A 22,650-nucleotide genomic window follows, 5' to 3' on the forward strand; every position below is an offset into this window, starting at 1 on the left:
ACAGCTTCAACTTGTACGGAAAGGTTACGGATAAAAAACACGTCATAATCTCGATACAATACGACGCATTAACTCGTCGGGAACTGAGTCAGATAACTTTTAGCACGTTAGCAGCATATGAATGAGAATTTAATCTAACAAACTTTGGGACATTTCCGAGTCACAAAGTCCGCATTCCCACTTGCGATCACCAAGCAATTCTGTCGATGCGCAATCAAAGTTAGTCAGTCCTATGTTACAGAGCAACTGTTAACGATTTTTCATCCTGAGTAGAGATTATTAAACCCGACCAAAAGCTTTGAGAAAGTTCTTGGGATGTTGGTGAAACCTTACATGATCGGGGTGATTAACCCTCCTCTTTCCCTTAAAAGGCGGCGCAATGTATCCCCAATTTGAACATCTTGAGAAATATATTACATAATCAATCTGTGCATTTTGCCACTGGTCAGTAACAACTGTGTTTCCATCAAAGCATCCTACCGACTTTACTTGAATCCGGTAGAATTTGTTCCCGTCAGAAATAAGCACATCGGTCTTCATACCATGATCTATCATAGGCATAAATACTTCCCAACCATCTTGTAATAGCCAGCTTGCCAATAGGGTTTCGTAAGAGATGCTTTTGTAATGCTTTTTAGCTTCAGAAGAAGTGTGGAGTGTTTTTACAGGCATAGTAATATCCTAATTACATGCTGAGTGTCTTTTTAGCACAAGACAGACAGCGAAGCATCCCTTGTGGGAAAACTTCAATTAGGATTCACAATGGCTCTATTGAGATCTCATCAGCTAGTAATGGGAGCTGCCCCTAGTCTTCTACCTATTTGGTTACCTTGACTATTAATACTAGAGTTCACGTAACGTGAGTGAATCGGTCAGTGTCATATTAACATAAACAAAGATCGTAATTTCGTCAATTCCACTAATGGCAAGAAAGCTTCATTAGACAGATAAACTCACAGAAACCCAGAATAGTAGACACCACACTAATTAGAAAATGTAGGTCAAACGACCTTCCGCAAAGTTTGATGGAAAAATGTCCTAATTTAAAAGGGGCAAAATCGAGTCAGTGCAGATCATATTCAATTGTGTTGTTTTCTACGCATGTCGCCACCAGCAATACGATTGGTCATAGGTTTATTGTCCATGTGTTGCGAACGTCCGGATAGTTTCATAGAAAAGCATCAGTGCAAAGGCGATAAATATCACACCCGTTACTCGCATTATCAATCCATTGTTGATGTTTATAATCTTTGCTATCTTCGCGCACAGTATGGAATACACGATATGAATGGATGCTGTGACCGTTACCAGCGAAACCGTGAGGTTAATGAAGTTCGCACTAAACGTTGATGCCGAGTTGAGGTAAACGGGATAAATAGCCAAGAAGAACAAGATTGTTTTCGGGTTTAACAGCGAGATGTAAAAACCTTGAAGTGCAAGGTTGGAGTCTAGAGTAACCCCCTCTTCTTCTGAGGTAACATCCACTGTGTTGTTTGCGCTGACTATTAACTTTAGCCCTAAGTAGCCAAGGTAGCAGGTTCCACACAGCCCTATCAGTTGGTATGTCCAAGGAGCTATGCTATAGGAATAAAGTAAGCTAACTATGGCTACCACAGACGCACATGCTAAGCCCAAGCCAATACCTATTATGAGTGGCACTGTCCGCTTCACCCCATTGGTCAGACTTTGGTTAATTACCGCAAGTGTACCTGGACCCGGTGTGCCTGCTGCGACGACGCACACCGCTAAATACCCAACGAAGTCAATATTAGTCATAGTGTTTTTCTTTCTGTGTTTCCATCAATGTCATAGGCCAGTTTAGGCACCAGCCGCTGTCCATTTTGAACACACCCAGAATTTGTTCAGCCGCAGCCATGGTCATATCTGATGTGTACTCAGGCTTATTAGAAAGCAGTTGATTTAAAAATTCACCGATGTGTTCCTTCTCCTTAAAGTGCCATCGCAAAGGAATATCAATAAAGTGAGGCTCACCCCACCCCGACAGTTTGCACATACTACGGGCAAATGATTTGCTTAAAAAACTAACTTCATGACCGGTTTTACATGCTCTAGCGACAAAGTCGTCAAAGTATTCCGCCACTGGCGATCCAGAAAAGATGTCAAAGATGAGGCATCTCGCGCCCGCTTTGGACATTCGATTTAATGCCTTCATCGTATCTGTCTTACTACTTACGTGATGGAACGCGCCACGGGTCCATATCAAATCTAACTCGGAATTTAAATCGATATTCATTGCTTCAGCAGCTTCACAATGAATTTTTATGTTCGTAAAGGCGCTGTCGTATATTGGCTGTAGTTGCTCCAGAGATGGGTCAACAACATGAAGGGTCCCACTCTCACCAACAAGCTTTGCGATTTCAAAGCTAAAGAAGCCACTACCTGCACCAATCTCAAGAATTTTGTTTCCTATCGCTGGCGTTAAATAATCAATCATGACTTGTAGGTCTTCTTTCCATACTCCTTCAAAGTTGCTGATTGCCATTTTATAAGACTTAGATCTAACAGCATTGAACTCGACAGTTTCCATACTAGGTTCTCTTTTTACTATGATCTATTATTAATATCCGAAATCCACCTGTACAAATATTGAAAATAAATCCGTTTATATTCGCAATAACTGGTCCTTTATGTAACACGGCTCGCATTTATTATGGATGGAGCTTTATAGCAACACATTGTATTCAATTGGTTTATCCATCTAGAACTGCGTTGTAAAAAATAATTATTCAATTAATCGAAATATGCACAAGGAAGTCAGCGTATGGAACTGAATAAGTCCGAATACTCATTGATTGATGCTTACGACGGTATTGAATTTGTTAGTACTGTTTATGGAAGACAGCCTTTCCCGTTGCATCACCACGAGGGGTACGCTATAGGCATGCTAGATCAAGGAGTCCAGCGCTTTGGAATGAACGGGAATAATTATAAGTCGAGTTCAGACCAACTGGTGATTATCAACGCTGATACTAGCCACACGGGGGAGGCCGTAGGACACACACTTTGTTCTTATAAAGCCATTTATCCTACCCCAGAGCAGATTCAGTCTATTTTAAAAGATACACCGCACGCTAAATATGGTTGCCCTTTTATCAGCGACCCGATTGTCACTGATAGTCGAACCAGCCATTTTTTTCGGATGTCCCTCCAAGAAATCAATCAGCCAACGTCTCGGCTGTGTTTGGAGACTTTACTGTACGGATTCGTTCTTTCTTTGCTGGTCAATCAGTCGGGAATTGGTGTATTCAAAAGAGTTCCTGAAGCATCTCCCAATATCAAAAAAGCAATGGATTACATTCAGTCTTTCTACGATAAGAATATTAGCTTGGACGAACTATCGTTCGTTTCCAACTTAGATAAAAATACTTTGATTACTGAGTTTAAACGATTGCTCCAAACCACGCCTCATCAGTACCTGATTCAAGTAAGAGTTAACAAAGCCAAACAGCTATTGAGAAAAAACCAAAAACTTTCACATATCGCATTCAAATGTGGATTCTCAGACCAAAGCCATTTCACTCGATGTTTCAAGCAATTTACGTCAGTGACGCCGAACATGTATCGCAAATCGATTCTCAGTTATATATGAGTTCAATCCCAAACTGATTAAGATACCAACACTGATCTAGACGAGTTTAAAGACGCTGGTCTCTTATTTGATGGAAACCGTGTACTCCTGTGGCGCAAACAACCATCAAAAGACGGGGCAATATTGCTTTAGAAATAAAAGCCTCTATGTATAAGTAAGTTAAGTGACTTAGGTAGAAAATTCAGATTAAAACAAACTGTAAGCTTGAGCTTTTTGAGCTATATTTTGAATGTATGTAAACCATATAGGTGTTTATAAATGGATGCAGATCAAAAAGCATTGATTGAAGTCAGTAATCGCTACCAGCTATGCAGTGAAGTTTACACTCATGCATTGGAAGGTTTCCTTGAAGGAAGAGTTAAAGAGGATGTTTTCTCAAGAGCTTGGGATGAAAAAGAAAATGCGTTCGAAGATCTTTTTAAAATTAAACAACGCCTTATTAAAAGAGATGTGCTCTTATCTGACATTAATAACATCATTAATACATGAGGCAGCCCTAAGTTTCCCTTCTTTTCGTTCATCCAATTCTCGCGCCTACCTTGATGGCTCTCAGTCTATTTCTATTAACTCGCCTACCCTAAACCCGGTATGTGTGCATGCTCCTATTCCAGCTCTTCAAAAAATAAAATATCAGGTGTTGCGAAATCGTAGGGTCATAAAAACGTTGCTTTCAACAGAGAGTCTTCTTCCATGCGGAGGACAGGTGAATGATACCGATTTGTACAACGCAGCAGGCTATTGCCTTAAAGTCATCGAAGGCGATTCAGGTGAAGCCAACAACAAGCTATTTACCGCGACGCCTAGTATTGAGGTGATGAAGCAACTTGGTTACAAACTAGATGACTCTGGTTACAACTACGGAAGCACTTATGGCGCTACTTACAAGGAATCTCGAATAGACGGTGAGTTTGCTCGCTTTCGTTACGATGGATGGGGTTGGGAAAACGATCCAACGAGCTCCAACTATGGTCAAGGTGGTCAACTGGACCGATACTGTAACGGACTTGGCTATTTAAAATTCATGGGACGTACCAATTGGAAAAGACCCAACCGATATGAACTTTACAGCTTGGTTTATCACTTAGGCGACTTAACAGCAAACTACGGCTGGCCAGGATATTACGACTATTGGACGAATCACCCAGCTAAAGACAGCAAGTTTTACCCTGTGGATTTGGTGAATAATATTACTAGATCTTATTCAGTAGGGTTAAAAAACTATGCGTCTTGTGTTTCTTATAACGACTAACGAAAGAAACAACTGACTTCCAAGCCAGCAGAACCTCTGCTGGCTTTTTTATTCACTTGTATCGAAGGTCTCTCTTAAAAAGATAATGCATTGTTAATATGAGACAGTTCTAAAGCCGACAAACCGTCTTACCCAAAAAAAAATCACTTTACCACGGCAATTTTCCTCACACTGACATGTCAACCTAGATAGGCCGATAATGGAGAGCCACCCCATAAGTCGCGATCGCAAATAGACTGACAACAGTCTCTATTGAAATTCTGATCGTACTGGTCCCCGTCCCCAAATAAAATGTTTCTAACACAGTGATATTGGTAGCGGGAGTGTAAACATCCCTTTTTAGTGGCACCCTAAATTAGAGTCTAATATTGATGGCGAAGATCACTATGGGAACCTCCTCACTAATGGGTTTTGCTAAACCATTTTAGGTAAGAACTTAGCTGACCATTAAAGAGGAGATGTGACATAAGTTAGCTAGCTGTGGAGCAGGGCTTTAAGACGTGTATAACTCGTGTCTAAGCACTCACATTGACACACTATGTAATCGAGTATGCGCTTTAGTGTTATGATTAAAAAACATATCATGCAATGCGCATATTGAAGAGTGATACTCATGGTCATTAACGACAAATTGAACATTCACATTTCTCATTGAAGAATGGACTGCGATTGGTGTAATGTCTTGTTCGACTAACGCTAACACTCCTTTTGCTAGTGCTTGATTGGTATCAAACTTAGAGCCGATCGCAGAGATCAGGGCAACCATTCGACCTTTAATATTTGCGTTAGGGAATCTTTTCTCCGCTTGGTACAGTACTTTATTCAACGCATCGCTAATACCTGTTAGGTAATAGGTCATAGAGTTCGCGTTCATCTCTTTACCAACTAGTTTCACTCGAGCATCAGTGATTATTTGCATTAAGTCACAGCTGACATTGTCTACGCTGCCAACCATGGTTTGGTCGAAAAGATGCAAAGCAAAGACTTTTTCTTTACCTGCAATGATTTCTACCTTGTCCATTGTTGGTCGAAAAGCACAAGAGATAAGGGTACCTTTATGGTGAGGCTCAAAGGTATTCTTGATTTTAAGTCCTATTCCACTTTCGCGTAACCCCGCGGCAGCATTAGGGTGAATCGCCTCCATGCCGAGATTAGCAAGTTGATCAGCCACGTCGTAGTTAGTCTCACCCAGAGGTCGTACTTTATTGGTTCCAACAATCCGAGGATCAGCCGAGCTTAAATGGTACTCTTTATGGATAACTGCTAAATCGGCACTGGTTAATGACGCGATACGACTAAATGTAATTTCACTATAGCCGCGGTCATAAGTGGACATTAACCCCTCTTGGCAAGAAGCGTATCCAGTGACAATGGGTAACTCTTTACTCGTATCGATGTCTGCAAATACATTAAGAATACATTCATCTAAACTACTAGGCACCTGTGTATCCCAACCTGACAGATCAACAAACTTGGCATTTACACCAATATTTTTCAGTTTAAGTGCTGTGTTGTAGGCGCTATGTGCTTCACCGATAGAGGCGAGAAACTCCCTGACTTGAGGAAGGTAGTGTCGCAGAGAAAACTGACCATACTGGCAAGTTTCCATTATGTTAGAGATACAGACTTTCGCTTCAGAAAAGCGAGAGCGGATAAACTTATCCGCACGAAGACGGTTCATAGGGTCGGCAAAGATATTCTCGTTAACGAGCAACATTCTTTGTTCTAGGTAGTCAAGTGCTTGCTGCCAACTATCATCTCGTTTAGCGACTAACTGATACACACCCGGCTTGCCGGTTTTTTTGCATTCGAGCAAGGCATCGGTGATCCCACCGTACGCGGACACCACAAATACTCGGTTGTATGTCTCTTTGTCGCTATTTTTGATCAAAATGTTGTCTAAAACAGCATCGAATGCTGTCATTGATGTACCGCCGATTTTCTCTACGGTATAAGTCATGGTGGGTCCTTTTGATTGATTGGATTAATGGGAAAAGGCTAAACTTATTGCCCTAGCCACTAGGGGACATTTACTCAATGAACGGGGAAACGCCTTTTCATCATGGGTTTCTTTAACCGTGGTTGATGGATTAAACACGCACGCCATTACCATATTTTTTCCTTTGTAAACACGGAGGTAGTGCTCATCCTCATCACGCTGGTCTAAAATATAGTGAGATTTGGTGAGCCAGACATTTGCCAAGCGAGCAGTGTACTGAGGTGATTTTCTTTACGAAAAAAAGTAAAACCATAAATATCAACATCATAGCGAGTCAAAAGATACGTTTGGCGAAAACCAGTTGGCTGCAAGAAATTGTAATAGGAAGAATTGGTTTCCAGTGGCGAGCTATGAGGTTAAATATGTCATCACCATCTTCTGAACTAGGGTCACTGAATACTCCATTATGGTCGGGTTCTTCTCCAATTTCAGGGTAAGCAACGCAAGGTACAAATATAATCATAACAGCACTCACTTATTTCGTACTCTAAACAAATAAAACTCCTATCATCATGCAAAAAGTGAGTTAAAAAGCAAATAAACCCTAGACTTACACCTCTTAATGTGATGTGGATCTCAATTATGTGAGTTTTATTTACCCAACCAACTCATAATTTACTATGACATCTAATGTTTAGTGCTGTAATCTTTTTTTGAAAAAATGACAATACAAGTTCGTTATCTAAACTAGCTCCTAGATATCTTATCGGTCAGGTAGCAACATTTCCCAACCTCATAAAATATACTTAAAATTCTTATAAAACAGAACATTATAGATGCAAATCGATAATTTTGATGAATAGAACTTAAAGAAACTCTATTGAGAATGGTGAATAACACTATCGTTGGAAGCTGTTTAAAAATAAAACAATTTTACTTAGAGTACTAACCATAAATATAACAAACATACCTCACTAGAGATTGTTTGTATGAGTCTCACAATGGGAGTTAAGGGATCCTAGTAAGGTAATTGACGAAGACACCAAACGTGCTTTTACCCTGATGGTTTCTGGTGTTGATAAGAGTAAGTATTTTCGGAAGCTGGTTTTATTCACTGATGTTAATCATATATCTCTTTACTATCGCTGCTAACTCAAGTGACTGTTTATATACCCTAATTGCTTTTGAGTGTTTCGAAGATTAAACTGCCTTAGCTTCAAACAAATGGTTCATTGGATTTATTACACAATCAGTAACATAACCAATTTCCGGCGATGACAGGAATAAAGTTATAAAATAGCATTTTTTTTGAGAGAAAACTGACTCCGACAGTGTTTCCAAATATAGAACTACCGATATAAACCGCGAATAAAAATCTTGCCGCTTCCCCTCTAATAAAACTCAGCAGGCAGATAAATAAATAGCATAAGTATTATGACTCCTTGTCTAATAGTACTTTGCTAATTACATAATTAAATATGTATTAGGTCGAGAGATAAGTAGGAGAAACCATGTTACTATTGAAATTTTATTCGTTATTTTTAACGTATTAAATCAATTAATTAAAAGACTAATTATCCATATTTTTTACAGACTTATTCTCGACTAAACGAGGAATCTTATCTCTACTGTGAGTAGATTTACTGCGCTTTTGAAGGTACATATCTTTGTCGGCACGATGCAGAGTACTCTTAAACGGTAAATAATCTTCAGGTCCCGATTGAGCGATACCGATACTCAGCGTCACATCTTCTCGAGAAGCCGCAATTTCTTTTTCTAGACGTGGAATATAATTACACTTGGCGCTTTCTTGAGTGCAACCAGGCATAACTACGACAAATTCATCTCCTCCAACTCTGAAACAACAGTCTACGTTTCGAGATACTGAGCGGATGCAATCTGAAACTAGAACCAAGATTGCATCACCTTCTTCATGACCATGAGAATCATTAAAGGATTTAAAGTCATTGATATCTATATAAATCAAAGAAATTGGTTCATTTTTCAACTTCGCAATTTCAAACGATTTATTAGCTTTGATATCTAAGCTTCTTTTATTTAAAAGATTGGTTAACGGATCAAGTCGTGTTATTTTCTCCAAACTTCGAGTACGTTCAATTACCAAAGTTTCCAAATCATCTACATATTTATCCGATCTTTCTCGCTCGATTTCTAACTCAGTCATCATACTTTTTATATAAGTATCAAAAACTAATGATACATCAAAGTCGATAAGTCGTAGTAGAATATTTCCTAAATGTTTTGCATATAGCTCATCTGAAAAATTGACATCTATTGTTCTGATAAGTACGCCTTTTAAATAAGTAATAGCGGATAAGTACATTTTGGGGTCTACACCAATTCGTTTGTGAACCAACCCAATACGTAATCTGTTCTCTACATACTCCAAATCTATTTCTTTAGAAAACAACTCTAGAATATAGCGTTTCTGTGCAGAGATTAGACGCTGCAACGTTCCAGAGTCTCCAATTAAATTTGCAATCTCAGGAATCGCTGTTTGATTTTTATAAAACGTTGATACAATATCATCTAATTGACGCTCTATGAGACCGCGTAACTCTTTACGCGAATCAAGATCTTCATCTGTTATCCGGAACAGTCTCATTCGTTGCTTCAAATCTGAATCGGTGATTTTTTGCTGCTCTACTAATGATTTATCAGTGACATTCATTAAACTCTAGCCTACTTTTCTAATATTATACAAAGTGTAGTACATTGTTTTAAAATACAAAGTATAACTTCATCAGAATATCCTCATACAGAACACTCCAAAGGCATATACCTCCGATTGCTCTTGATGTTACGAACGAATAAACAGATCAATATGTTCAGGAAAAACTCCACTGATTCGTTATTAATAACAACCCTGTCGAGGTGATTTCCGATTAAAAACTGGTGATCTTCAAAACGCTTAAGTTTAGTGTTCAAAATCTGGCTATCTTCAACTCGCTTCAAAAATGTGATGGATAGTTATTAATGCTGTGGATAAGAGCTGCAATTGAATTGCATAGAGTGTCAGAATAAATTTGTTTCTACTCTTTATCGAAACTATCAACAATAATAGCTCCCATTGACGCAGGCATAGTAATGACAATAATTCGCTTAATTGCAACGAGTGGTTCTTCTAATAGTGGTAATTTATCAATGCAGAACAAAACTAAAGCGACCACAAATGCGGTCATCAGATAAGCAATCACAATTCGAAAGCAAAATACCCACTTTCTTTGGGCAACAGTGCGTTGAAACACATTCTCATACGTGTAAATCCCTAGAAAAATGATAGAAAGAAAAAGCAACATTGTTAGATTTTTACTTGGTAAACTTTCTCCTAATCGCCACGCTTCCTCGGAAAATGATATAGGTACAGCAAGGGCAAACGCTCCAACAAAAATCTGGCTTGCATCTTCTACATTAAAGCTAAACTTCATTTAAACACTCCTTCGTTTGTCATTACATAAGAAATAAATTCACCACTTTACTCAAAAAAATCATAGCCTAGCGTCAGTCATATCTTTCGTTAGCCTATTTTATTCAATTATCTTAGTCTTATTTAGATGCTAACTAACTCGATATAGAATAGTGAATCGCTCAGTTAAAATTGTCCACTTCTTCAAGTAGAAGTACACCCCGAGCAGCCCTGTACAACCAACACAAATACCGACAACTAGCCAAAAAACAATACCACTTTCTATTCCTGATCCAATTTTGCTATAATCGAAATGTAACCACATGTCTGATTGTTCACTGCTTAGACGGTTCACCTCTGACCAAATCAACGACTTGCTACCACTTAAACCATCTAACAGCATAGCTGTTTATGTGTCCGCTCGGTGCTTTACTGAATAGACAGATTGAGACCTTTTTCCTCTCGCAGGTAAGGGAAGGGAAGGGAAGGGAAGGGTTAAATTTAAAAGTCCAGTAAAGAATTTTCTGTCACTACTTAGGTGGGTCATAAAGTGATAATAATTGAGTAAACCAGCAATGCTACGGCACAACGGAGATAGGCTAATTGTGCTCATAATATACTCTCTATAAGAAGTAACATAGAATGAAAACAATTTTCTTACATAAGGCTCGATATCGACACCACTTTCAGTACCTTTACATTATTCCGGAAAGATAAAATCAACTGAATTTCTATAAACGACTTATAACAATCCACATATTATATTGGAGGGCTGAACTGAGGAAGGGAGTTGGCACGAAATATATGCTGCACCAACAACGAATAAATGTGAACACCTTGAGTATGACTGTCATAAAGAAAGCTGGTGACAACCAGCTTTCTCTTGTAGCAATACAGATTTACGTGTTAGAGAGTTCTTTAGCCGTGTTATCTAAATCAGAGGCAGACATCTCAATTTGCCCAATGGACTGTGCCATACTGCTTGACATGTCATTGATTTGAGAGAGGCTTTCATTAATCATATTCGACACTTTAGACTGTTCATCCGTGGACTGCGCAATTTCCGAATTCAGTTTATAGATCACCCCTGTCGTTTCTTTGATTTTATCAAAAACGTCTCCAATTTTATCGATGCCCGATTGCGCAGTTGACATTAACCCTGCTGCTTGGTTTATCGTCCCCCCCATTGTGCTTGTTTTTTCTTGCAGGCTCGCAATGATTTCCTCAATTTCGTTGGTTGACTCCTGTGTTCTCTGAGCAAGTGAACGTACTTCATCGGCCACAACCGCAAAACCACGACCTTGTTCACCCGCTCGCGCCGCTTCTATCGCAGCATTCAATGCTAACAGGTTGGTCTGTTCAGCAATCGATTTGATCACATCCAGCACGCCTGAAACCTGAGCACTCTCAGAAATCAACCCTTCCATCGCCTTTTGAGTTTGCGAGAATTCGGTCTGCAGCGTCGTCATGGAGTCTACTGCCGTTTGCATCGAAGATTGCCCTTCACTGACATTCTTATCATTTTGCGACGCTTCATTTTCGGCGTGAACCGTTACATCAGTGACTCGCGTCAACGCTGTAGACATTTCTTCGACCGCCACTAAAACGGAATTCGTTTCTTGTGTTAGATTGTCTGAGTTTTTCCGACTTTCTAATACCACTTGATGGGTTTGCGTCGCTAAATCTTGAACACGTGAAGAGACTCGGTATGTCATTTCTTTGTTTTGACTCAAAGAATCAAGCATGTTGTTTATTTGAGACGCGATCTCTCCAAGCTCCCCTTGATCTACGTTAGTTATTCGAAGGTTTATATTGCCGCTGGCTTCAATGTCTCTGAGCTGATTACTAATTAGGGTCACGGGGCGAGATACCGCGCGAGTAATCATCCAAAAACCGATTAGTGCCGCCACTAACATCAATACCATCAAGAGCAAGGTGATCATTACCGATTTGTGCAACGAATTAAAATCTTGGAGCAAATGCTGATAAGTCCGACTTTCCAACTCAGAAAAAAAACCGTCAATGGGTTTCATGATTTTAGCTTTCTCTACATGGTACTGTTTACTGTGAAGTAATTTAGCGGCCATACCTGTGTCTGGTTCTGATCGAACACTGTACTGTCCCGTGTTAGGATTTTGAAAAAGACCTTTCACCGCATTCATGGCTTTCACTTCCAGATTAACCAGCGCATCAGAATTGTTTTGAGCCTCTTTTAACAGCGAAAACTCTTTGTCGGAAAAACCAAGATCTTGCATGCGTTGTTGTATGGACACTGTCCGACCATCCGGCTTGGGTTTTTCACCATAATTGATCACCAAATCCCAATAGATTTGATGGTATTTTTCAGGCAGGGGCTTTTCACCGTTACGAATGGCAAGGATGTCCATGTACATGCTTTCGTAATCATCGTTACCCGTTAGCGCATACGTTCTCGCCAAACGCGTCAGATCATCCGAACTTTGTCTTAGCTCATCGGCAACCTGATACGACTGGTAACGAGTTTCTGACGTTGATTTAAGTTTGTCAGCAGAGCCCAAAATCGTCCAACCCAATGCTATGGTTATTATTGCTATCATCGCCATGGAGCCAAATACGTATGCCATTATTGATTTTGTTTTCATTAAAGTCTTCCTTTCTCACACTTGCTATCAATTACAACTCTAATCCAAATTTAAGAATAGGCTAATATTCTACATACGCCATTCCTTTGTCCATAAATTGATAATCGTGTAAGCAATTGTTTGGACGTACTATTGTTGGATCTCACTCAAGGTTTCCAACGGCTATTAGAAAACAGGATACTCATCGAGCCTACCACCTTAAAAAGTGTGATTGTGCGTATGGAAGAAAGTAAAAAAAACCCGCCTGTTAGACGGGTAGGAGAAGTGACTCAAAGTTTATAACACGACTTTACTTAAAAAATCATAGTCGCGTATTTCTTAAACCGCAATCTTGTTTACGGTAACGAATGGTGCGAGGGCGCGTGTGAGAGTAGTGAAGCGACCAGTTTTTGGTTGAGGTGAAGACCGTGAACGCTTTCCTTGCCGTAACGTAAACGCTGTCGAATCGATCGCCTTAGGGCACTGGGATCCAGAGACAGAGAGGGATAATGTTGGTTAAAGCGGCGCACCGCTTTTTTGACCATGACCATCAATTGCGCGTCCCGCCCCTTCCACGCCAACCAGTACGCCGTCATCAGCTGTTGTCGCCTATCCAGTACGTGCCGTTCGTAAGACTTGAGCGCTCGATTGGTGTCGTACTGTTTCATCAAATCGCTGTCCGACAAACCGCCCGCCTGTAGAGCCAGTTCGACCCACGTGAACGCTGACGCCTCCTTGTACGCCAGCCCTTTACTGCTGAGCGCCCCTTCTTCGTGATATCGGTACGCTTTCATCGGATCACGGACAAACTTTGGCATCACCATTTCGACGCCACGCCAGTATTCCCCTTGCGCCATTTTCTCGCTGCCCCGGATCCCCGAAAGTACAATGCCCCCTAATACCGGTCCCGCTACCTGCCGAGCGTAAAAGCTCCATATTTGTTCGCCGTCAAGGTCGCGAGTCGGATCTCTGATCCACAATTGGTCAAGCGAAATACGGGGGGATAACCCAGCCCCCCCAACACCGTAAAGTATCCCATTAACCAGGGTTTTATTGCCGAGCGCGTTGTAAAGATATCGTTTAAATTCCGTTTCCGCATCCCAAGGCACATCGTCGTCTCCCATAGCTGCATTCAATGCATTCGCCATCCCATACACTAGGGAAAGGGGCAAGGCAGAAACGCCCCCTAACAACGAGGTCATGGCAAGGGTACCCACCAATTGTCGTCGAGCTTCTGTCCGCGTCTCTTTGTTCATCCCGCGCATAGACAAGTACGCGTTGCGCATCAAATAGTACGTCATGCTCTGGCTGTACTGCTTAAATTGGGTCAGTACCTTCATGAATGGCGGCTGCATGTACCTTGCCCGATTGGCATTGGTGTAATCGAAGTGTGCTTTCCACGTGGCGTCTTCCGCGAAATGGGTGGCATCGGCATGCGACTGTCCGTCGGCTCTCGCCAGCCGATACGCCGCTATTGCCGTGGTTTCACGGTTGTAAACCTCCGCCTGATGAAACAGTCGGGCGATCCAGTTCATCACTCGGTCGTAACGCGCGTTGTACTCCCAGTTTTTCGACTCGGCTATCCCAGCCAATTCGTGTGATTGGGTCACATCCAAGAGTCCGGTATCGTGCCACTGTTGATAGGCTTGCCGCTCTTCTCCTTGTAACTTTCGCTTTACACTGCCTTGAGTCAATGGGTAGCTCGCCATGGTGCGGAGCAATTCCCCAGCCGCTCGACGTAAACCGAATCGACTCGCCAGTATCGGCAACGCCACCACCATATTCTGGGTCAGGTTGACCATCGCCGCCGCGGGGGAGGCGCCCAACATCCAGATGAATCCCATGGACGTCAGATGCTGAGCCACCGTGGAATGCGAGGGGTTCATGATCCATTCATGACGTTTTAACAGCTCTTCCGCGTAACGGCTGGCTTGGTTACTGTTGCTCACCTGCGCCGCTTTTTTGGTGTCCGCCGCCAATTGTGACAAGGTGTCGGAATACTCCAACCTCGCCAACTGATACGCGCCTCGCATCATGTTGGACGCCAACGCGCGCAACGCATCGTTACTCCACCCTTTGGTCTTTTTTCGGTGCAGAAATTGCTTGCGCATGGAACGCGTTGGCAAGGACTGCAAATACAATTGGTAGATGGTGTCCTTTAACTCACTTTTTTTCAGATCATTGAGTTGAGTATCGTCAACGTGGTGCATGAGATCGAGAACAAAATTCAGACTGGCGCCTTCCATGGGAGACAGCCCCTCAACCGCGCGCCCTGTGGAGACGGTAAACCCAGCAGTGCGCAATCTCTTTGAGGCGTCTTGCTGCGCCTTTTCAGACTCGAACATCAGAAAGTGTTTTTCACCCTGCTCATCCACCGAGCTCAACCAATACTCTCCAAATCGCGCCAAGGGAAAATACGGGGCCATGACGCTTTGCAGTTCAAACTGCAACTTCAAATCGGCTAAGCGCTTTTTCTTGAGCCGATTATCAATGTCGGCGCGCTCAATCTGTTGCTCTAACAATGTTCGGTATTGCCTGTGTCGAGCCTGATAGGCATCACGCATGGTCCGGTAGTGTTGTTTCGCCTCATCCGGCAAAGCATCAAAACGGGTTTTCAACGCCTGATGTTTTACCTGACGTAATGGCTCTGACTCCAGTTGTCGCCGATACGCCTTGAGTTCACGCATTTGCGCCGAGGTTTTGTGGCTGCCCTCATTCACCTTTTCGAGGTGGCGAATGGCTTTCTCGAGCGGGGCTTTGGCACTGACAAACGCCCCATCCGGATCCACGCCATCAACGGTCGCTAGGTGCGCGATGTCGAACAGCGTGTCAGCCGTTTGCTGATGTTTCGATGCCCATTTTTGTATGCGCTGTGCCATCTCACCCGCTTCGTACGCCCACTGGTTGCGACGCGTGAGCATTTGATGCACGGTATTGACGTAGTGTTGCACGCTCGGAAGCTGGGACTGAGACAGATCCGCCAACTGACGCAGGGTGATCGCCCCCAACCCTTTACTCCCCCCAAACGTCTGTTTTGCGGCGTATCCGATGTGGCTGAGGATTCCTTTGAGTCGGCGTTGAGGGGTGGTCGCATTCAGTGCCGCTTCAAAGCTTGCAGACTTAGTGCGTGAAAACATCACTTCAGAGCTTACTGTGTTTGGACGAGCCGACTTATTCGCTATCCTTTGCTCCAAGGTATCGATGAGATGAAGCAGCTCAGAACGGCGCACGGTCGAAGGAAACCACCCTAAGCGCTTGAGGGCAGCCCATAGCTTACTCAGCAACGCGTCCCACCAACGTTTTATTGCGGGACGCGTTTGCTCTGCCGCTAACGCCATCACTTCTTCGGCTTGCTCCGCCAGATTGAGCTCGCCATACCGGGTACGCACCTCGTCCCACAGGGGCTGAAGCGAAGGGTGATGACGACTGCCCTGTATCGCGCGCAGGATCGCCACGTGCTCGTGCTCTCCCAACACGCTCCGCAGACCATGGTGAACCAAAATTTCATGTCGAAGCGCACGCCTCACTTGCTCAGGGGATCTCAAACTCGACGCCACTAAAGTGACCGTCTGTGTCGACGGCTCATACACCGCATGTACCTCCCCTCGCCCCTTATCATAAGGCAGGTCTGACGCCGTCTTAACTACCTTGATACGAACTCGGGTCTCTCCTTGATAGTGCTTGAGCCAGTGTCGTGAGATACGCGCCACCTGATCAGGCGCTAATGATGCCTTGCGCGACTCGGCGGACGTTTGAGCTGACTTCGTTCGGGAAAACAGCTGAACGTGCTCGCCGTTGACTTGTGTATCTAGGACCTCAAACAGGCGATCAAACGCAGGGGCGATCTCGGTATTAAGCTCCGATTGTGTCGGGTACGCGTAATCCATGTCGCTATCGTGTCCAAACTGACGCTGCCAGTCGGCTTCATTTAAGACGTTGGCAAGGTAGTCGTTGGTGATCCCCACATTGCGATTGCGCGCGATGATGTACGCTTCAAATGCGCGCGCCGTCATTTCTGTCATACTCGCCCAATAGGGTCGTGATTTGAACCTATCCAATCGAGCACTCCGCTTGGGCAGATCTGTGCGCATCACCGCCTCGCGCAATTGTTTAACGCTTTGAGTCAATGCTTGTCGCAATGCTTTTTTCTCTAGTGGGGTATGCGCGATGTCGGTCAAAAACTCGCTGAGTGCCGAACCCTCTCGGCGTCCAAGGTGATGGTCAATGGCGTGAAACCATTCGTGAGCCAATGAGCCCGCGCCTTTCGGTTTGGTCAGGTTGATCACCAAGGTGCCTGGCTCATAATGCGCCTTGGCTTTTCCTTTCCCTCGTGCGCCAAACGCCAAGCCCAGAGTGCCGTTGAGAGACACCGCTTTGGGAGGCAGATCCAGTGCGTCGGCCAAGTCGACTAAAGCATCATGAGCGTCGTTCAGTTCCGCCTGACGGCGCTTGTCTTCCACCCAATTGCCAAACTGCACCCCTCGAAATCCAAAGGTACGAGTGAAGCTCTCGGGGGTCACTTTTCCTTCGCGTCGGGGCTTGCCCGCTCGCCGACGGTTGTGCGGCGTTCGTTGCTCTTGTGTCAGCTTTTTGCGCAGCGCCAGCACCTCTTTTTCTAATGTGTCACGATGGGTGTTCAGGTGCTCGCGCGCCGCTTGTGCTGACGCAAAGCCACCAATGAGTCGAACATGTCGTTTCCCGACGTCAACCCCAATGAACCTTTCAGGGTGTGGATCCCGCGTTCGATACACCTTCAGGTTCACTTTCCGCCGTCCGGACTCTGCAGCGTCATTGGGATCGCGTACCCACTGTTGGAGTGCCGTCACCATCTCCGCTTCCGTGCTAACTCTTTCGGTTAGCGCCTGACGTTTATTGCCTTCGGTGGCGTGGTAAAAGGTTCGAGCGGGCGTGAACCGTGCCCCATTCAATTGCGTATATTGCCCACGATTGACCTTCAGCTTGGCAAGGCGTGTCAGTTGCTCTGGCGTTAGGCCTTGTGCGGCTTTCATCAAGATGGGGAGGTCAGTATGAGCGATGGCTCGACTGACCGCATCCGGAAGCGACTCATCAGCCAATGGCTGAACGAGTTGGCGCGAAAGGGCCAAGGTTTTCTCAACGGATACGCGCCATGACGCCACCTTGGATGCCAGTTTCGGCTTAGGTGGAAGACGTTCACGAAGCACCGACAAAAGCAAAGCACGCTCCGGCGGGACTTTCTGCTTGATCAGAGCGGATAAGTTAGGCTTGGGAAACAGCTGGCTCAGCGGTTTTCTGCGCCATTCTTCGTCACTTGGGTGGTGTTCCATCGCCTGCCCGTACTGTCCCCACAGATGCTTTCTCGCCCCGTGTAGGACGTCCCCAAAATCCACAATTTTCTCTTGTGGGGATAGCGCGGCAGCATCAGGTGCCCGCACCGAAGACGACGAATGGGGGCTCGGTTCAACGTCATTCGGTTCAGTCGGTGGGATCGGTGAAGGCGAGCGAGGCGTGACTGGTAAAGCCGCCGCTTGAGGTTGAGGATTATGAGGAGGAGATGGGGACTCATGTTGCGTCGGGGTAGGACGAGGGGGAAGCGAGTCTGTCTCCAACTCAGGTTCAGGCGCGTTGGAAGACGGTTTCGCCTCGGGTTGAGCGACCACGCCTTTGCCTCGCCACCCTCCGATCATCCCCGGTACCGAACCGGTGATCGCCCCCACACTGAAGCCTTCTGCCATCGCCGCCTTTGCTCCCTCCAATGGCGCACGATCCGTACCCACAATGGTATTCAACTGAGTATTGGCGGCATAGGTGTGACCCAAGTTTTCCGCTGACTCCGCGCTCCCTTCGGCTAAACCACTGCGCACCCCACTCTTGAGGATGCCACCGCGCAGTCGATTGGTGAGCGCACCGAACAGCACACGATCCCCCAACGCCCCCACTGTACTGCCCGCTATCGCCACCGGATCCGACAATACCGCCGCACTGACGCGTTGGGCGGTCGCTTCCTTAGCTTGTTTTAAGATCTGCGTCGCGTTTTTGACCTGTGCTTGCCGCGCTAGTGCGTTGACTTGATGGCGAAAATACGGCGAATGGGCTGCCAGCCAAGCGGTGTCCATATCTTTGACCTGCGTAGCCACGTCTATTGCAGTTGCCCCCAATGATCCCGTCAGCCCCGTCCCTATGGCGGTGGCGCTCGCCATATGTCGCACGACCTTTTCAGCCACCTGCTGGGCCACGTTAAGACTTGCCCCGCGTTTGAGCATACTGCGTGTGATGGCTTGACCCAATGTGATCCTAGCCGCTTGCCCTACCGCGCCTCCGGGGATCAGCATTCCCGCCATGCTTCCCAGTCCATTGGCAATCTTCATTGCCCACACATCGAGGTCGCCTGCGCCTTCCCCCCACGTCAAATTCCCCCCATCGGTTTCGGTGAACAACGGCGTGCGCAGTGCGGTTTGTCCATCGTCCGTCATGCTGCGGCGAAGTGCTTGACTGCCAGAATGCGCTAACTCGCGAAGACTGCCTCCCAAACCTAAGGTTTGCTCCGCCACCTCCCCGACACCCGCCGCCAGATCCGCCGCACCCACACCAAAGGCTTTAAGTGCATCGGTTACGGTCACGTCTGTATCGGGTCGGGGCTCAGGAGGGGGAAGCAGTTGGAAATCTTCAGGTAACTGAAAAGATGTCATCACGTCGGTTTGCTCAGCCATGGCTGTTCACCGTGAGCGTGGGCTCATTGCCACGTATGTATCTCATCCAACATCGCTTCCTGACGCGGTGTATTGGCTCTTGGTTTGGCACTGGGTAGACTGCCGCCTGCTGGCACCTCATCGCGCAATCCCATCGAGGTCGCCACGTCTTTGGCGTTTAAGCCTTTGGCAATGCCAGCTGGTATGGTGGGCTCATCTTTGATCAACAGCTGTTGGACCAAGGCTTCGTCACGTTGACGCTGCTGATCAGCCAGTGCCCGCTGGTAATTGAACGCCAGTACGTCTGGGGTGAGACGCGCCACATCCCACCCTTTGCGTTGCAAAGCCTCTAAGAAGCGTTGCTTGGTCTCATCCCCTTGAGCCCACGCTGCTGCGCGGTTGCTTTGTTCAGCATTCGGCACTTTCAAATACATCGCGCGCAGCTTCTCTTGCTGGGCATCAAATTGCTCGTTGAGGGTCTTAATGTGCTCGGGGGTCGGATCCAACATTGCCGCTAGGGCTTTCGAGCGTTCTTTTTCCAACGCCAAATACGCTTGCCGATATTCTCGACGGACACCACGCGTGTCTCTGGACGGTGCAAAGAGGGTTTGATACGCCGACGAAGCCTGAGCCTGACGGCGCAGAGCGAGCTGTCCCGTCAGATCGCGAATGGCATCTTCCAATGGGAGGATGTGCACTGGATCGCCCGCGTCCGTGGTTCGGTTCCGTGTGATGGGTCTCGGATGCCAACGCCCTGAACCATCCTCCACCTCCGCGGTCAAAACTAACCCGGGCTGGTTCCCAGGCAGGTCCGGCTGGATGTCTTTGGCCAACACGGGAATGCCCATTCTTGCCGCCCGGATCCGACGCCCCGTATTGGGATCCCTTTGCCCGACGACCGCCTCCAAATTTTTCTGATACACCGTACCTAGGGCGCGGACAAATGTCTCATCGTCAAGCGGAATGTCCCCTTGTATCACCTTTGGTAGCGCGGTTTCCAATGTGGCAAAGGCGTCCTCGACATCCGGACGCAAATACCGCCTAGGATCATAAGCGCCGCCTTTCACTTCACGGGAGTCGAACACGGCATCGACGTCACCGCCCTGCAACCAACGCCCCCAACCGGCTTGGATCAGCGGCTGGTTTTCTTGCAAGAATGCCCGTTTTTTTTCCTGACCCAATCGGTATTGACTGAGTTTTCGTTGGGCTTGATGCGCGGCTAGCTGCATCTCCTGAGTTCGGCGAGTCCGCTCGTCTTGCGCTCTCAATCGACCGCCTTTGCCGTCTTTCCCGTACTGGTACTGATGCCGTTCGGCTTGTTGCTGAGCCTGTTGTTCACGTCGTTTCTCTTCCCGTTCACTTTCGGCAAACCTGAGTGCCAGCGCGTTATCCGCTCTTGCTTGGTTGGCTTCACGCGCACGATGCCGCTGCATAACATCATAGCCACGTAAAAACCCATCCACTAAACCACGGGTATCAAGCCTCATGCCCTCATCCTCTTAAAACAGTTCACCGAGGATCCACCCCGACACAGCCCCCAATACGGCGCCTGAGGGACCGCCTGCCAACAGCCCGATGCCTGCGCCAGTCCCGGTTGCCTGTAGGGTTTGTGCGGATTTGGCTTGTCGAAGACTGCGATCCATCATCGTTCGTCGAGTGTCTCGTTCTGACGCGTCCCGCAGCCCACTGAGCGCCATCTGCTTGGTCCGTCCCGCCTGACTGAGTAAGCTGTAGCCCATGGTTGCCTCCTTAGTGTCCTCGGATCCCCATCCCTGCCCCGGACAGCATGTGCATGGCTCGTTGACGTTCGTGATCGCGCAACGCGTTTTTGGTCCCGACCGCCGACAACGCCATGCGAGCGTCATCCGCATGCCCTGCTGTCTCAACCGATAACCCATATCTGCCCATGCGGTTTTGTTGTCCCTGTCTGGCCGAGCGCAGCGCCGCTTGGCTATGGTCATCCGCGCGCCTCAATTGCGCTTTTAGCAACGCCCCACTTTGGGACACCTCAAGCCATTGTCTTTGAATAGGGTAAAATCGAGCTTTCCAGTCTTCGTATTGCTCACGGGTGATCTTGGCGTAGCGATCGGCAGCCATGCCCATTACGTCTCCTTAGGAATACAGCGATCCCTTGTGGTTCATCGTTGGGTGGTACGGTCTGGGTGACTGGGTGCTGATCCCGTCGGTCACCGTCCCCCCCGTGTCTTGGTAGAGCGCGTGACTCAACCCCATGCCAGCGGCGGTACCCGCGCCATAGAGCAACGCGCTTTTTTGATTAAAGGCGGTCGCGGCATCCTGACCGGCTCGTCTCAATGACAATTCCGCCACCTCCCCCATACGAGTGAGGTTTTGTGCCTGTTGCCCCATCCCGAGCGCGTTTACATCGCTCAACCCTGCAACATAGCGGTCTTGCTCCGATGCCTGAGCCCGATTGATGGTGTCGGTCTGTCCTTGAGCCTGCGCCAAAGTGAGCTCGCCCAACTGTCCAGCAAATCGCCCACTGTTGGGGTTGGTGCCTGCCGCCGCCAGTCGCTGCGTGGCATGACCACGGGCGCGACTGAACGCTTGGTTGTAGCCCAGCTCAGCTGACGATTTCGCTCGCTGCATGCCTGCGTCGTTTCCCAATGCCTGCACACGCTGGATAAAAGTGTCTTCAAATCCTTTGAGTTCATTCTGGTACAGATCCCAATATCGATTCGCGATCTCGGCTGCCGCTTTCTCTTGCTCCGTTTCCTTCACTTGTGGCACTGAACGTCGTCCGCCCATGACACCCTCCGCTGCCAAATATGGAGCCGCCCTCGCTGTCCAACCCGTTGAAAACCCGCTGACTCAAGGTTGGGGGCTAACGCGGATACCACTGTCTGGCATTCGATGCCCTCGGCACCAATCTGTCGTGCCAGCTCCGTCACGCACTCGTGGTAACAAGCCACCGCCTCGTCACACCACCCCATTGCAAAAAGCACCACAACCCACGTCCCATCTTTGCGCGCACAGGGCTCTAACACCACAAAGCCATCCAAATTAAAAAACAAACTGGCACGCCCAGATGTCAAGGCTTGGTCGATTTGTCGAGCAAAGCGATGCGCATTGCGTTTTTCCGTGGCCTGGATCTGCGGGAGTAAATGCGCTCTGTGGGTGCACCAACTTCCCTTGTATA

General features: G+C 46.6%; 16 protein-coding genes and 1 pseudogene. 4 read left to right on the forward strand and 13 right to left on the reverse strand.

Annotated elements, in window-relative coordinates; all coding sequences use genetic code 11:
- Positions 1 to 279: 279 nt before the first annotated feature.
- From LDO37_RS25400 to LDO37_RS25410, 3 genes are all read right to left on the reverse strand, one after another.
- Positions 280 to 672 (reverse strand): hypothetical protein, encoded by a 393-nt coding sequence (locus tag LDO37_RS25400; RefSeq protein WP_185829958.1) that lies wholly within the window; start codon positions 670 to 672, stop codon positions 280 to 282.
- A gap of 462 nt (positions 673 to 1,134) precedes the next feature.
- Positions 1,135 to 1,776 carry a LysE family translocator gene (locus LDO37_RS25405; protein ID WP_126610248.1) on the reverse strand — a complete coding sequence of 214 codons (642 nt, stop codon included), beginning with the start codon at positions 1,774 to 1,776 and terminating at the stop codon, positions 1,135 to 1,137.
- Positions 1,769 to 2,548, reverse strand: coding sequence for a class I SAM-dependent methyltransferase (locus LDO37_RS25410; RefSeq protein WP_126610247.1), 780 nt, complete (start codon positions 2,546 to 2,548; stop codon positions 1,769 to 1,771). Before LDO37_RS25410 ends, LDO37_RS25405 begins: the two co-directional genes overlap by 8 nt.
- Positions 2,549 to 2,782: 234 nt before the next feature.
- Here LDO37_RS25410 and LDO37_RS25415 point away from each other — a divergent pair, with 234 nt between their 5' ends.
- The 3 genes from LDO37_RS25415 (at position 2,783) to LDO37_RS25425 (ending at position 4,859) form a co-directional block, all read left to right on the forward strand.
- Positions 2,783 to 3,610: an AraC family transcriptional regulator gene (locus LDO37_RS25415; protein ID WP_126607258.1), complete on the forward strand. Its 828-nt coding sequence runs from the start codon at positions 2,783 to 2,785 to the stop codon at positions 3,608 to 3,610.
- Positions 3,611 to 3,868: 258 nt separating this feature from the next.
- Positions 3,869 to 4,099 carry a hypothetical protein gene (locus tag LDO37_RS25420; RefSeq protein WP_126607257.1) on the forward strand — a complete coding sequence of 77 codons (231 nt, stop codon included), beginning with the start codon at positions 3,869 to 3,871 and terminating at the stop codon, positions 4,097 to 4,099.
- A 214-nt stretch (positions 4,100 to 4,313) separates the two neighbouring features.
- Positions 4,314 to 4,859, forward strand: a complete 546-nt coding sequence (locus LDO37_RS25425) for a DUF1566 domain-containing protein (protein ID WP_224055510.1) — start codon at positions 4,314 to 4,316, stop codon at positions 4,857 to 4,859.
- Positions 4,860 to 5,382: 523 nt separating this feature from the next.
- Here LDO37_RS25425 and LDO37_RS25430 read toward each other — a convergent pair.
- From LDO37_RS25430 to LDO37_RS25475, 10 genes and pseudogenes are all read right to left on the reverse strand, one after another.
- Positions 5,383 to 6,819, reverse strand: a complete 1,437-nt coding sequence (locus tag LDO37_RS25430; RefSeq protein ID WP_126610152.1) for an aspartate kinase — start codon at positions 6,817 to 6,819, stop codon at positions 5,383 to 5,385.
- A gap of 24 nt (positions 6,820 to 6,843) precedes the next feature.
- Positions 6,844 to 7,032: pseudogene (locus LDO37_RS25435) on the reverse strand (ectoine synthase); the annotation flags it as partial.
- Between the two features lie 1,336 nt (positions 7,033 to 8,368).
- The gene (locus LDO37_RS25440) at positions 8,369 to 9,490 is read right to left on the reverse strand and encodes a GGDEF domain-containing protein (RefSeq protein WP_224056069.1); all 1,122 of its coding nucleotides are present in this window, start codon (positions 9,488 to 9,490) and stop codon (positions 8,369 to 8,371) included.
- 361 nt (positions 9,491 to 9,851) lie between these two features.
- Positions 9,852 to 10,247 (reverse strand): DUF2391 family protein, encoded by a 396-nt coding sequence (locus tag LDO37_RS25445; protein WP_126608518.1) that lies wholly within the window; start codon positions 10,245 to 10,247, stop codon positions 9,852 to 9,854.
- Between the two features lie 877 nt (positions 10,248 to 11,124).
- Complete coding sequence (locus LDO37_RS25450) at positions 11,125 to 12,846, reverse strand: methyl-accepting chemotaxis protein (protein ID WP_126608517.1); 1,722 nt, start codon at positions 12,844 to 12,846, stop codon at positions 11,125 to 11,127.
- A 335-nt stretch (positions 12,847 to 13,181) separates the two neighbouring features.
- A complete protein-coding gene (locus LDO37_RS25455) occupies positions 13,182 to 19,514 on the reverse strand; it encodes a PLxRFG domain-containing protein (RefSeq protein ID WP_126608516.1) in 6,333 nt (2,110 codons plus the stop codon).
- A gap of 23 nt (positions 19,515 to 19,537) precedes the next feature.
- Complete coding sequence (locus LDO37_RS25460; protein ID WP_126608515.1) at positions 19,538 to 20,275, reverse strand: hypothetical protein; 738 nt, start codon at positions 20,273 to 20,275, stop codon at positions 19,538 to 19,540.
- A gap of 717 nt (positions 20,276 to 20,992) precedes the next feature.
- Positions 20,993 to 21,139, reverse strand: coding sequence for a hypothetical protein (locus tag LDO37_RS25465; RefSeq protein WP_224055521.1), 147 nt, complete (start codon positions 21,137 to 21,139; stop codon positions 20,993 to 20,995).
- A gap of 103 nt (positions 21,140 to 21,242) precedes the next feature.
- Entirely contained in the window at positions 21,243 to 21,590 is a 348-nt protein-coding gene (locus tag LDO37_RS25470) for a hypothetical protein (protein ID WP_185829854.1), read from the reverse strand.
- Between the two features lie 15 nt (positions 21,591 to 21,605).
- Positions 21,606 to 22,259, reverse strand: coding sequence for a hypothetical protein (locus LDO37_RS25475; protein ID WP_126608514.1), 654 nt, complete (start codon positions 22,257 to 22,259; stop codon positions 21,606 to 21,608).
- Between LDO37_RS25475 and LDO37_RS25480 the strand changes: the two genes are divergently transcribed.
- The gene (locus LDO37_RS25480) at positions 22,258 to 22,518 is read left to right on the forward strand and encodes a hypothetical protein (RefSeq protein WP_126608513.1); all 261 of its coding nucleotides are present in this window, start codon (positions 22,258 to 22,260) and stop codon (positions 22,516 to 22,518) included. The genes LDO37_RS25475 and LDO37_RS25480 overlap by 2 nt on opposite strands.
- Positions 22,519 to 22,650 lie beyond the last annotated feature (132 nt).

This window comes from Vibrio penaeicida (assembly GCF_019977755.1).
Lineage (GTDB): Bacteria > Pseudomonadota > Gammaproteobacteria > Enterobacterales > Vibrionaceae > Vibrio > Vibrio penaeicida.